The organism is Bradyrhizobium sp. 134 (genome assembly GCF_023074155.1).
Taxonomy (GTDB): domain Bacteria; phylum Pseudomonadota; class Alphaproteobacteria; order Rhizobiales; family Xanthobacteraceae; genus Bradyrhizobium.
Genome location: NZ_JADPKX010000046.1, coordinates 251,290 through 263,898, shown reverse-complemented (window position 1 = coordinate 263,898; position 12,609 = coordinate 251,290). Strand labels below are relative to the sequence as shown.

The following is a 12,609-nucleotide window of genomic DNA, read 5'->3' as shown; positions in this document are numbered from 1 at the left end:
ATATCTCACCGCAAGAAGAAACCTCATCCTGAGGAGCCCGCGAAGCGGGCGTCTAGAAGGATGGACTGCAAGACGCGTTACTTCGCCCATTCGCCCTTGCGAAACACCGGCACTTTGCTGCCGTCGGCCAGAATGCCGTCGATGTCGGTCTCGGCCGAGCCGATCATCCAGTCGATATGGATCAGGCTCTGGTTGCCGCCTTGCGCCGCGATCTGCTGCGGCGTGAGCTGGGCGCCGTTGACGAAGCACTTCGAATAGCACTGGCCGAGCGCGATGTGCGAAGCTGCGTTCTCGTCGAACAGCGTGTTGTAGAACAACAGCCCACTCTGCGAGATCGGCGAGGAATGCGGCACCAGGGCCACCTCGCCGAGACGGCGCGCGCCCTCGTCGGTGTCGAGCACCTTGTTCAGTACCTCCTCGCCGCGCGAAGCCTTGGCGTCGACGATCCTGCCGTCCTCGAAGCGCACCGCGATGTTGTCGATCAGCGTGCCCTGGTAGGACAGCGGCTTCGAGCTCACAACATGGCCGTAGACGCGCCGGCAATGCGGCGTGGTGAAGACCTCTTCGGTCGGGATATTGGCGTTGCAGCTGATGCCGTTCTTGGAGAGCGAAGCACCGCCCTCCCATTCATGGCCGTCGGCGAGGCCGATCGTGAGGTCGGTGCCCGGTCCTGAATACTGGAGCGCGCGGAAACGCTGGCCGTTGAGCCAGTTGGTGCGCTCCCGCAGCACCGCGTTGTGGCTCGCCCAATTGGCCGGCGCGTCCTCGCGATCGACGCGGGACGCCGCGAAGATCGCGTCCGCGAGCTTGCCGATCGCGACCTCTTCAGGATCGTTCGGAAAGACCTGCTTCGCCCAGGACGGGCTCGGATAGGCGATGATGTTCCAATTGGTGTCGAAATTGACGATCTTTTCCAGTGCGGGCTGATAGGCCATGGAATTGGCCTTGCTGGCGCGCGCGACCTTGGATGCATCTTCGCCCGACAGCAGCATCGGATTGTCGCCGACGATGGCGAGACGCGCGGTGTTGTTCGAGAACGCCTTGGCCATGCCCTCGTAGAGCCAGTTGGCGGCGCGATCGAAGCTGTCGTCGTGGCCGTGGCGGTAGCGCGCCAGCGTCATCTCTTCGTCGGAGAGAATGGGCGTCACGATGCCGGCGCCGGCCTTGTAGGCATGCACGGCGATCCGCCGCACCAGCGGCAACGCGATCGCAGGCGCCGTCAAGAGCAGATCCTGGCCGGGCCGCAAGCCCAGGCCCACCTTCACCGCAACCTCGGCCAGCCGGTCGAGCTTCACGGGATCGATGGGAGTGGAGGTGATGCGTTGATCAGTCATGCCGAATCCTCTGCCGAACGTCTCTCGCTCAATCTAAGTCTAGCATCGCGAGACACAAGTGCGCGAGTGCCTTGCGACACCCCAAAGATACGCAGTTTCGCGCATTTTGGTTTTCAACGCGTTGCCGATTTCAGCACCCGGTCGACCATGGCGGGAGCAAGGCCGAGGTAATTTTTCGGTGATGTCAGCGCCTCGATCGTAGCACGATCGATTCTGACGGAGACGCGGGAATCGGACGACAGTGCGTCCGCCAATGTCAGACCTTTCTCATTGGCGAGCCGGCAGGCGTCATAGACCACGTCATGGGCCTCCTGCCGCCCGATCTGCGGCGCGAGCCCCATCATGACGGCTTCGGCCACGATCAGACCGCGGCTGACGGCGAGATTCTCGTTCATCTTGCTTTCGTCCACGATGAGGCCGGCGAGCGCGAACTTCGCCTGATGCAACGCGCCGGCGGTCAGCACGAAACTCTCGGGGATCGCCATCCATTCGGCGTGCCAGGGCCCGGTGGCGCGCTCGAAATCCTGCACCATGGCATCCAGCATGAGGCCGGCGTGCTGGCGCACCGCCTTGGACGCCGCAAGCATCAGTTCCGAGGAGATCGGGTTGCGCTTCTGAGGCATGGTCGAGGAAGCACCGCGTCCCTTGACGAAGGGCTCGTAGACCTCCGCGAATTCGGTCGAGGCCATGATCATGACGTCGAGCGCGATCTTGCCGAGCGAGCCGGTGACGAGCGCCAGGAAATTGACGGCCTCGGCAAAACCGTCGCGTGCGACGTGCCAGGTCGAGGCGGGAACGCCGAGCCTCAGTTCGGCGCAGAGCGCTTCCTGCACCTCGAACCCCTTGTCGCCGAGCGAGGCCAGCGTGCCGGCGGCGCCGGCGAACTGGCCGACCAGAACGCGCGGCTTCAATTCACTGATGCGCTCGGCGTGGCGGTCGAACATCGCGAGCCAGATCGCGGTCTTGTAGCCGAAGGTGACCGGCAGCGCCTGCTGGAGATGGGTGCGCCCCGCCATCGGCGTGTCGCGGTAGCGCTTCGAGAGGTCGGCGAGGATCTTGCGCAAGCCCGCGATATCCTGTTCGACGATCTCGAGGCCTGCGCGCAGTTGCAGCACCACGGCCGTGTCCATGATGTCCTGCGTGGTCGCTCCCCAATGCACATAGCGGCCGGCATCGCCGCATTGCTTCACCATCTGATGCACCAGCGGCAGGATCGGATAGCCGACGACATCGGTCTCCTGCCGCAACAGGTCGAAATCCAGCGCGGCAACGTCAGTCCGCGCCGCGATCTGATCGGCGGCGTCCTGCGGAATCACCCCGCATCTCGCTTCCGCCTTCGCCAGCGCCACCTCGACCTCGGCATAGCGCGCGACCGTCGCGATATCGGAAAACACCTCCCGCATCTGCGGCGTGCCGAAGGCATCGCGGAACAGCATGGAATCGAGCACGGTGGTTGAGGCATGAAAAGCGGGCATGGGCGTTTCTTCGTGGTTGGTGTTTTGTGTGAGGGCAGCTTACGCACACGGAACTGTTCGGCAATGGACATTCACTATTCGTCAGGTATTCGATGCTGTCGCGAAGGCCAGGACAACATGGGAAGCTGCCGCACGCCATTGCCTGAACACCGCCATTGCGAGGAGCCCTTGCGACGAAGCAATCCACGCTAGCTCCGCGACGGCAGGATGGATTGCTCGCAACGCCGTGACGAAATCGCGACAATCCGGCCGAAACGGCTTTATTCTAATCCAGGTTGCATTCCTCCCCGTAAATCGCATGGCTGCCATCACGCGATCGTGGTGAACCGGACAGGCCCCTTGGCGGACTCACAGACATCAGCCGAAATCCGTTTTGCTTTCATCATTGCCCGATGTTGCCTTGAGGTCTGAGTTTTCGACGTGCAGTTTCTGTTCCGGGATCACCTGCTCGATACCGACTTGCGCGAGCTGAGCCGCGAGCAGGTTCCCGTTGCCGTGGAGCCTCAGGTGTTCGATCTCGTTGTCCACCTCATGGAGAACCGCGATCGGGTGGTCAGCAAGGACGAACTGATCGACAAGATCTGGCACGGGCGCAGCGTCTCCGAATCCACGCTGACCAGCCGGATCAATGCGGCACGCAAGGCAGTCGGAGACAGCGGCGCGAGCCAGGCGCTGATCCGAACCATCTCACGCAAAGGTTTTCGTTTCGTCGGCGACGTCGAAACCAAGCGTGGGGCAACCGCGCCGGAATCCGATTTCGGAGCGAAGCTTCTGCGGGCTCCGCTGCCGCTACCGGACCGGCCGGCGATCGCGGTGCTGCCCTTCACCAACATGAGCGGCGACCGCGAGCAGGATTATTTCTCGGACGGAATCAGCGAGGACATCATCACCGCGCTGTCGAAGCTGCGCTGGTTCTTCGTCATCGCGCGCAACTCCTCCTTCGTCTACAAGGGCCGCGCGGTGCACATGAACGAGGTCGCGCGCGAGCTCGGCGTGCGCTACGTGCTCGAAGGCAGCGTGCGGCGGAGCGGCGATCGCGTGCGTATCTCCGCGCAGCTCAACGACGTCTCGACCGGCAGCCATCTCTGGGCCGAACGTTACGACCGCGAGCTTGCCGACATCTTTGCGGTGCAGGACGAGATCACCGAGGCGATCGTCGCCGCGATCGAGCCGCAGCTCTATACCGCCGAGAGTTTTCGCGCCCAGCAGAAGCCACCGGGAAGCCTGGATGCCTGGGACCTCGTGATGCGCGCATTGTCGCATTACTGGCGCATCACTCGCGAGGACAATGCCGCCGCGCAAGGACTGCTCGAAGAGGCCGTCGCGCTCGATCCCGCCTATGGCAAGGCACTCGGCCTGCTCGCAACCAGCCACATCTTCGGCGCGCATATGGGCTGGTCCGAGATGGCCCCGACCGTACCGATCGCCGAGCGCGCCGCGCTCGCGGCGGTGGAGGCCGATCGCGAGGATGCCTGGGCTCATCACGGCCTGGCATACACTTATTTATTCCGCCGCCGCTTCGACGACGCACTGGCGGAATTCGAGCTGGCGCTGAACCTCAATCCGAACTTTGCGATGGCGCACGCCTTCTATGGCGTGACGCTGTGCTACGCGGGACGATGGCAGAACGGCGATGTCGCGGCGCGCCGCGCGCTGCGGCTGAGCCCGCGCGACCCGCTCGCGGCGATCTATTGCGGCGTTGCGGCCTATGCCCGATTCATCGGCCGCGATTACGAAGGCGCCGCACAGATGGCGCGCGAGTCGATGCGGCAGCGCGCCGATTTCGTCGGCGCGCATCGCGTGCTGACGGCCGCCGCCGGAATGTCGGGCGATCCCGCGCGCGCGGCTTCCGCCCTGGAAGGCTTGCGCCGCGCCCAACCCGGCATCTCGCTCGCCTGGATCACGCGCGAGCTGCCGATGCTGCGGGACGAGGATCGCGAGCATTATCTCGAGGGATTGCGGCGCGCGGGGATGAGGTAGCGAATCTCTCCTCTCCCCGCTTGCGGGGAGAGGAGAGAAGAAAGCGCATCATTCCTGCATCATCTCGCCGCTGCCGCCAAACTCCGCCGGGAAATCCTTGAGTTTGGGCAGGCCGTCGCGCATTGGCAGCACCGTCTCGGCGTAGTTGACGTGGACGCCGGGCGCGAAGGCGAGGGTGGGAATGGTGGCGGTGAAGACGTCGACCAGGCCGAGCGGCGGATGGTTGGTCATGAGGTGGCCGCCGCACTTCTTACAATATTTGCGCTGGCTGAGCGGCGTCTTCGCAAAGGTCTCGACATTCTGAGCACCTTCGGTGATGCCCACGGCTTCGGGCTTCCACAGGCTGAAGGCGTTCACCGGACCGCCCGACCACGAGCGGCACGAGTTGCAATGGCAATAGCCCATCGCCTCCGGCGCGCCCGTGACCTCGATCGTGACTGCGCCACAGAAGCAGTTTCCAACATGTTTCATTAGGTCGTCTCCGTTGATGATTGTTCAGATTCCTCTCCCCGCTCCTGTTTGCCGATAACTCGGCAAAAACGAACGCGGGGGGGCGCGACGAGCTTCGCTCGCGCAGGTAACGCCGGGGTGAGGGGGATCACCCCGGGAAGCGTTGAAGGTTGCGTCCGGCAGGATCCGTTACGCGCCTCGGCGCCGCCGCGCATCCTCCTTTCGGCGGACGCGGCCGAACGACGCGCAAGCTATACCGACTTGCGCCAGGGAATAAGCATCGAGACCCGTTGTTTGTACTGCCGGTACTCGTCACCGAAGAGATCGATGAGGTCGTGCTCCTCCAGCGCGATGCCGACGAAGATGTAGAGCGTGGTCACGGCGGCGAACAGCAGATGGCCCGCGGTCATGACCGGCGCTGCCCAGAACGCGATGATGAAGCCGAGATAGATCGGATGACGGACGAACTTGTATAGCAACGGCGTCTTGAAGCGCGGCGGCGACGCCTCCTTGCCGACGAGATGATTGGTCACCTGATGCAATCCGAACAACTCGAAGTGATTGATGATGAAGGTCGAGGTGAATACCAGGACCCAGCCCACCAGCGACAGCGTGACGATCGTCACAGCAAGATCCGGGTTCGCGACGTCCCATACGACCGTGGGCAGCGGACGCCACTGCCAGAACAGGAGGAGCAATGACAGGCTCGCAAACAGCACATAGGTGCTGCGCTCGACCGGCTTGGGGACGTACTGCGTCCACCAGGCCTTGAATTGCCGGCGCGCCATCACGCTATGCTGGACCGCAAACAGGGCCATCAGGAGCAGATTGATGATGACGGCCTCGGCCACGGGCGTGTCGGTCCCGGTGTCGATGGTCTTCGGCACCACCAGCCCCATGACGAAGCCGATGGCGTAGAGAATGGTGACGAAAAACACGAGATACGCCGCAATTCCGTACAGAAATGCGATGAACTTGAAAATGCGTGAGCCCGCAACCGGGCCGATAGGATGAACCTGATGATCAATTTGGGTCATAAACAGCTCCGTTGTGCCAAAACGCCGGCACTTCATTGGTCGCTGCACCATGCCGCACCGGAGGTCTCAAGACTTTCGCGGACGGTTGATTTTCGCCTGAGACGACTTTGATTTTTGCTTGAGACGACAGAAACGTGCGATTTCGCTTTGAAAACAACGTGCTCGACGGCGACCTGCGGGAACTCACCTGCAGCGGCGCCGCCGTGCCGTTGCAGCCGCAGGTGTTCGATCTCCTGCTCTATCTGGTGGCGCAGCGCACCCGTGTGGTCAGCAAGGATGACCTGATCAGCCAGATCTGGAGCGATCGGATCATCTCTGATTCCGCCCTGAACAGCCGGATCAACGCCGCGCGCAAGGCGCTCGGCGACGACGGTGCGAGCCAGCGCCTGATCAAGACCATTCCGCGCAAGGGCTTTCGTTTCGTCGGCGAAGTTCGGGAAGAAGTGGCAGCCGCGACGGCGCCTGCGCAACCCGTCGCTGTTCTGCCGCGCGCCCAGGCGGACCGTCCGGCGGTCGCGGTGCTCGCTTTCGAGAACATGAGCGGCGATCCCGCACAGGACTATTTCGGCGACGGCATCAGCGAGGACATCCTCACCGCGCTGTCGAAGCAGCGCTGGTTCATGGTGATCGCCCGCAACTCGTCCTTCACCTACAAGGGCCGCGCGGTCCACATCCGGCAGATCGCCGAGGAACTGGGCGTCCGCTACGTCGTCGAAGGCAGCGTGCGCAAGTCGGACAACCGGGTGCGCATCACGGCTCAGCTCAACGACGCCACGACCGGCAGCCATCTCTGGGCCGAACGCTACGACCGTGAGCTGGTCGACGTGTTCGCCGTGCAGGACGAAATCACCAACGCGATCGCCGCGGCGATCGAGCCGCAGATTCATGCGGCGGAAAGTTTTCGCGCCCATCGCAAGCCCCCCGCGAGCCTGGATGCCTGGGATCTCCTGATGCGAGCGCTGTCGCATTACTGGCGCGTGACGCGGCGGGATCACGAGACCGCACGGGTGCTGCTGGAACGCGCGATCGGGATCGACCCGAACTACGGTCAGGCGCTGTCGGTGCTCGCGGCAAACCACATGTTCGGCGTGCATCTCGGCTGGGCCGAGCTTGCGCTGGTGGCGCCGGTGGCGGAAGCCGCCGCGCTCGCCGCGGTGCGCTGCGACCACGAGGATGCCTGGGCGCACGCCGCGCTCGGCAGCGTCTACTTCTCGACGCGAAGGCTTGCAGACGCACTGTCCGAGTTCGAGCAGGCGCTCGCGCTCAATCCAAACTTCTCGCTGGCGCAGGGCTATTACGCACTGGCGCTGTCCTATGCCGGGCGACCGAAGGATTCATTCGAGGCAGCGCAGAGGGCAATGCGGCTCTCGCCGCGCGATCCATCCCTGGCGATCTATCATGGCATCGCCGGCTATGCCCGCTTCACCGAGCGGCGCTATGGCGAGGCCATCGCGCTCGCGCGCGAGGCGATCCGCCACCGCGGCGACCTCACCGGCGCCTACCGCGTGCTGGCGGTTTCTGCCGGTATGACCGGCGACGGCATGGTTGCGGAGATGGCGCTGGGCGAGCTCCGCCGCACCCAGCCCAACATCTCGTTGCACTGGATCGCGACGCAATTGCCGTGGGCCAACGAGGCCGACCGCGAGCACTATCTGGAAGGATTTCGGCGGGCGGGCTTGCGCTAGACGATCCTCATGCCGGGTCTGCGTCGCGCTTCCGGCGCAGATGGACGACGACGTCGAGCCGCGCGATCTCGTGGCCCGGAAGCGCCCCGGGTATCCTGGTGAAGGTCAGGCGGTCGGTGACGTCGACCAGCACATCCTCGCCTTCGAGGTAGAAATGCGGATGCACGGACGTATCGGTGTCGAAGAACGACTTGATGCCGTCGGCCGCGATCCGGCGCAACAGGCCGGCTTCGGTGAACTGGTTCAGCGTGTTGTAGACGGTCGCAAGCGACAGCCGCAGATTGGCGGCCGTCGCTTCTTCATAAAGCCCCTCCGCTGTCACATGACGATGGGGGCAGAGGAACAGCATTTGACCAAGCGCCAGACGGTGGCGCGTCAGCCTGAGGCCGGCATCGCCGAGCAGTTGCGCGCAACGTGCCGACGCCTCGTCCGCGAAGGAGATGGCGATATCGTCTGAATCCGCTTCGGGTGGGGTGGAATGGACGTTCATCGCCGATGCACTCGCAGTTGACCGGGCACGCGGGGCTTCACGCGTCCTGCCATCAGATCGCAGAAGCGGCAGCCCGGCTTTGATCCCGATCAAATCCGGAACGAGCCCGCCTCTGACCTATCGCAAGGCGGCCGAGTTTATTCCCGGCCAGAATAGCCTGACATCAATGAGGCTCGCATGTCCAAGCCGGTTCCCGACAAGGCAGAGATCGCGCTCGAATATCCCGACAAGTTCTATGTCGGCACCTTCGGGCATTCATCGCGGTTCGAGGCTCGCCTCGACGGCAGCGGCGTTGCGCTGGTGCTGCAGCATCCGGGGACGGCGGAGGAACGCAAATCGGTGCACCTGCACCTCAATTTCGGCCTGCTCGCCGGAATCCTGCGCGAGCTCGCGGGCAGTGTCGCAGCCATCCCCAAGGACGACATCGCGCACCGGGAGCAACTCGCGGATGCGCTTGCCGAGTTGCAACGGGTGCTGCGGCCCTCCTGAAGCCGTGCGGCGCGGCGGCGCCGGCTTGGCCGTCAAATGCCATAACAGGACGCGCTGTACATTTTTTGTGCGAACACTGTCGAGACTTTCATCTTGCGGCGCCGAACGAGACTGTGTGAGCCTCGATCCCGGATGGGGACTGGGATGGGCCGGCCATAGCTTTGCGCGCCATGACGTGCGAAGCGTTTGCGGCTGGTCTCGCTTGAGAAAGATACGACATGTCAAAACGAGTGTTGCTTGGTGTCCTCCTGGCTTGTGGTCTCGCGGCCCCGGCACTGGCGCAAGAGCCGAAAGCGGGTGGAGCGATCAATGCCGTGATTCAGCCCGAGCCGCCCGGCCTGATGCTGGCAATGGTCCAGAACGGCCCGGTGCAGATGGTGTCGGGCAACATTTTCGAAGGCCTGCTTCGCTACAGCCCCAAGCTCGAACCGCAGCCGGAGCTCGCCGAGAGCTGGAGTGTCAGCGAGGACGCAAAAACCTACACATTCAAGCTCAGGAAGGGCGTGACGTGGCATGACGGCAAGCCCTTCACCGCCGCCGACGTGCTGTTCTCGCTCGAGATGCTGAAACAGACCCACGCGCGCGCCCGCAACAATCTGGCGCAGGTCGACAAGGTCGAGGCTCCCGACGACTACACGGTGGTGTTCACTCTGAAGCAGCCGTTCGGCCCGTTCCTCGGCATCTTCGAGGTCGGCTCGATGCCGATGGTGCCGAAGCATCTTTATGAAGGCACCGACTGGAAGACCAATCCCTACAACAACGCCCCCGTCGGCACCGGCCCCTTCATGTTCAAGGAATGGCAGAAGGGCTCATTCATCCGCCTGGTCAAGAACCCGAACTATTACGAGAAGGGCAAGCCCTATCTCGACGAGATCTACTGGCAGATCATTCCCGATGCCGCGGCGCGCTCGGTGGCGTATGAGACCGGCAAGGTCGACGTGCTGCCCGGCGGCTCGGTCGAGAATTTCGACGTGCCGCGGCTGTCCAAGCTGAAGGACACCTGCGTCACCGGCGCCGGCTGGGAGTTCTTCTCGCCGCTGGCCTGGCTGTGGCTCAACAATCGCCAGGGTCCGCTCGCCGACAAGCGGGTGCGGCAGGCGGTGATGTTTGCGATCGACCGCGACTTCGCCAAGGACGTGATCTGGAACGGGCTCGGCAAGGTCGCAACCGGCCCGTCGGCCTCGACCATCAAATACTACACCGACGACGTGCCGAAATACCCTTACGATCCCGCCAAGGCCAAGGCGCTGCTGAAGGAAGCCGGCTACAAGGGCGAGAAGATCCGCCTTCTGCCGCTCGCCTATGGCGAGACCTGGCAGCGCTGGGGTGAAGCCGTGAAGCAGAACCTCCAGGACGTCGGCATGAACATCGAGACCATCGCCACTGACGTCGCCGGCGGCAACCAGAAGATCGGCGACTGGGACTACGACATTGCCTTCACCTATCTCTACCAGTACGGCGATCCGGCCCTCGGCGTCGGTCGCAACTACGTCTCCAGCGCCATCGCCAAGGGCCAGGTGTTCAACAACGTCGAGGGTTACTCCAACCCGGAAATCGACAAGCTGTTCGCCGACGGCGCGGTGGCGACGCCCGACTCCAAGCGCAAGGAGATCTACGAGAAGGCGCAGAAGATCCTGGTCGAGGACGTGCCGGTGGCCTGGATGCTCGAGCTGCAATTCCCGACCATCATGCGCTGCAAGGTCAAGAACCTGATCACGACCGGCATCGGCGTCAATGACGGCTTCAAGGATGCATGGCTGGACAAGTGAGGGCTGCCTCCGTCACCTCTCCCCGCTCGCGGGGAGAGGTGATCGCTCCATCTCTGTCGCTCCAGGTCACGTCACCGATATGATCCTCTAGATGCTCTCCTTTGTCGCTCAGCGTATCGCGAAGGGCGTGATCGTCCTGCTTGCGATCGTCGTCCTCAATTTCTTCCTGATCCGGCTCGCGCCCGGCGATCCCGCCGTCGTGATGGCGGGCGAGGCGGGCGCCAGCGACCAGATCTTCGTCCAGCAGCTCAGGGAGAAGTTCGGTCTGGACAAGCCGCTGCCTGAGCAGCTCTTCATCTACGTCAAGGGCATTGCTACCCTCGACCTCGGCTTCTCGTTCCGCCAGCAGGCACCGGTCGCGAAGCTGATCGGCGAACGACTGCCCGCGACATTGCTGCTGACGCTGACGGCGTTTGCGATCTCGCTCGTACTCGGCATTCTCTTCGGCACCTTCGCCGCGCGCTTTGCCGGAACCTTTCTCGACACCGCGATCACCGTCTTTGCCCTGATATTCTACGCAATGCCGATCTTCTGGGTGGCGCTCATGAGCATCCTGCTGTTTTCGGTCACCATGGATTGGCTGCCGAGCTTCGGCTACGAGACCGTCGGCGCCAACTTCACCGGCTTCGCTCATGCCGTCGATGTGGCAAAGCACCTGATCATGCCGGCGATGACGCTCGGCCTGTTCTTTATGGCGACCTACACCCGCATGACGCGCGCCTCGATGCTGGAGGTGAAGCGTCTCGACTTCGTCAAGACCGCGCGCGCCAAAGGCCTCTCCGATGCCGTGATCCAGCGTCGCCACGTCCTGCGCAACGCGCTGCTCCCCGTCGTGACGCTCGCCGGCGTCCACTCTGGCACCCTGATCGGCGGCGCCGTCATCACCGAGACCGTGTTCGCCTGGCCCGGCATCGGACGCCTGATGTACGACGCCCTGCTCCAGCGCGACTACAATCTGCTGCTCGGCGTCTTCGTGATCTGCTCCGCCATGGTCCTGATCTTCAACCTCATCACCGACCTGGTTTATCGCCTGGTCGACCCGCGCATCGAATTCACCACATGAACCAGTTCTGGAAATCGATGCTGAGGAGCCCGAGCGGCGTCATCGGGCTCATCATCCTGCTCCTTGCGATCTCGGTCGCGTTGTTTGGTCCGATGCTGTTCCCGAACTCGCCCTGGCGCATGGTGCAGCGGCCGTTCCTGCCGCCGTTCACGCTCGCGACCGTGCCGCTCGGCACCGATGCACTCGGCCGCGACGTGTTCGCGGGAATGATCTTTGGCGCACGCGTCTCGCTGCTCGTCGGCATGGTCTCCACCTTGGTGGCGCTGGTCGTCGGCGTTCCCATCGGCGCCATGGCCGGCTATTTTGGCGGCAGGGTCGACGACGCCCTGATGCGCTTCACCGAGTTCTTCCAGACCATTCCGAGCTTTGCGCTCGCGATCGTGCTGGTCGCGATCCTGCAGCCCTCGATCTATTCGATCGTCGCCTCGATCGCGCTGGTAAGCTGGCCGCCGGTCGCGCGCCTCGTCCGCGGCGAGGTGCTGTCGTTGCGCACGCGGGAGTACGTCCAGGCCGCGGTGGTCACGGGCCAGAGCAACACCTGGATCATCCTGCGCGAAATCCTGCCGAACACGTTGTCGCCGGTGATCGTGCTGGCCTCGCTGATGGTGGCGACCGCGATCCTGCTGGAATCCTCGCTGGCGTTCCTCGGCCTCGGCGATCCCAATCTGATCTCCTGGGGCTACATGGTCGGTGCCGGCCGTACCGTGATCCGCCAGGCCTGGTGGATCACCGTATTTCCCGGCGTCGCGATCCTGATCTCGGTGCTCGGCCTCAATTTGATCGGCGAAGGCCTCAACGACGCGCTCAATCCGCGGCTGTCACGGGAGGGCCGCTGAT

At 63.6% G+C, this 12,609-nt stretch carries 11 protein-coding genes; 6 read left to right on the top strand and 5 right to left on the bottom strand.

Annotated features, from left to right (window positions below):
• Nucleotides 1-77: 77 nt before the first annotated feature.
• Both IVA75_RS18675 and IVA75_RS18670 read right to left on the bottom strand, forming a co-directional pair.
• Complete coding sequence (locus tag IVA75_RS18675) at nt 78-1,334, bottom strand: aminopeptidase (protein WP_027570071.1); 1,257 nt, start codon at nt 1,332-1,334, stop codon at nt 78-80.
• Nucleotides 1,335-1,447: 113 nt separating this feature from the next.
• Complete coding sequence (locus IVA75_RS18670; RefSeq protein WP_247283215.1) at nt 1,448-2,809, bottom strand: adenylosuccinate lyase family protein; 1,362 nt, start codon at nt 2,807-2,809, stop codon at nt 1,448-1,450.
• 420 nt (nt 2,810-3,229) lie between these two features.
• Between IVA75_RS18670 and IVA75_RS18665 the strand changes: the two genes are divergently transcribed.
• Nucleotides 3,230-4,789, top strand: coding sequence for a winged helix-turn-helix domain-containing protein (locus tag IVA75_RS18665; protein ID WP_247283213.1), 1,560 nt, complete (start codon nt 3,230-3,232; stop codon nt 4,787-4,789).
• Between the two features lie 48 nt (nt 4,790-4,837).
• Here the strand turns inward: IVA75_RS18665 and IVA75_RS18660 are convergent, their stop codons facing one another.
• Together IVA75_RS18660 and mddA are read right to left on the bottom strand one after the other, a co-directional pair.
• The gene (locus IVA75_RS18660) at nt 4,838-5,260 is read right to left on the bottom strand and encodes a GFA family protein (protein ID WP_247283211.1); all 423 of its coding nucleotides are present in this window, start codon (nt 5,258-5,260) and stop codon (nt 4,838-4,840) included.
• A 230-nt stretch (nt 5,261-5,490) separates the two neighbouring features.
• Nucleotides 5,491-6,276: a methanethiol S-methyltransferase gene (gene mddA, locus IVA75_RS18655; protein ID WP_027570067.1), complete on the bottom strand. Its 786-nt coding sequence runs from the start codon at nt 6,274-6,276 to the stop codon at nt 5,491-5,493.
• Between the two features lie 134 nt (nt 6,277-6,410).
• On the opposite strand from mddA, the gene IVA75_RS18650 reads away from it, so the two are divergent.
• Nucleotides 6,411-7,961: a winged helix-turn-helix domain-containing tetratricopeptide repeat protein gene (locus tag IVA75_RS18650; protein WP_247283209.1), complete on the top strand. Its 1,551-nt coding sequence runs from the start codon at nt 6,411-6,413 to the stop codon at nt 7,959-7,961.
• 7 nt (nt 7,962-7,968) lie between these two features.
• On the opposite strand, the gene irrA is transcribed toward IVA75_RS18650, so the two are convergent.
• Nucleotides 7,969-8,451: an iron response transcriptional regulator IrrA gene (gene irrA, locus IVA75_RS18645; protein ID WP_247283207.1), complete on the bottom strand. Its 483-nt coding sequence runs from the start codon at nt 8,449-8,451 to the stop codon at nt 7,969-7,971.
• Nucleotides 8,452-8,628: 177 nt separating this feature from the next.
• On the opposite strand from irrA, the gene IVA75_RS18640 reads away from it, so the two are divergent.
• From IVA75_RS18640 to IVA75_RS18625, 4 genes are all read left to right on the top strand, one after another.
• Entirely contained in the window at nt 8,629-8,940 is a 312-nt protein-coding gene (locus tag IVA75_RS18640; protein ID WP_027570064.1) for a hypothetical protein, read from the top strand.
• Nucleotides 8,941-9,158: 218 nt separating this feature from the next.
• The gene (locus IVA75_RS18635; RefSeq protein WP_027570063.1) at nt 9,159-10,709 is read left to right on the top strand and encodes an ABC transporter substrate-binding protein; all 1,551 of its coding nucleotides are present in this window, start codon (nt 9,159-9,161) and stop codon (nt 10,707-10,709) included.
• A gap of 91 nt (nt 10,710-10,800) precedes the next feature.
• Nucleotides 10,801-11,772, top strand: a complete 972-nt coding sequence (locus IVA75_RS18630) for an ABC transporter permease (protein WP_027570062.1) — start codon at nt 10,801-10,803, stop codon at nt 11,770-11,772.
• Nucleotides 11,769-12,608, top strand: a complete 840-nt coding sequence (locus tag IVA75_RS18625; RefSeq protein WP_247283205.1) for an ABC transporter permease — start codon at nt 11,769-11,771, stop codon at nt 12,606-12,608. Before IVA75_RS18630 ends, IVA75_RS18625 begins: the two co-directional genes overlap by 4 nt.
• Nucleotide 12,609: the final 1 nt, after the last annotated feature.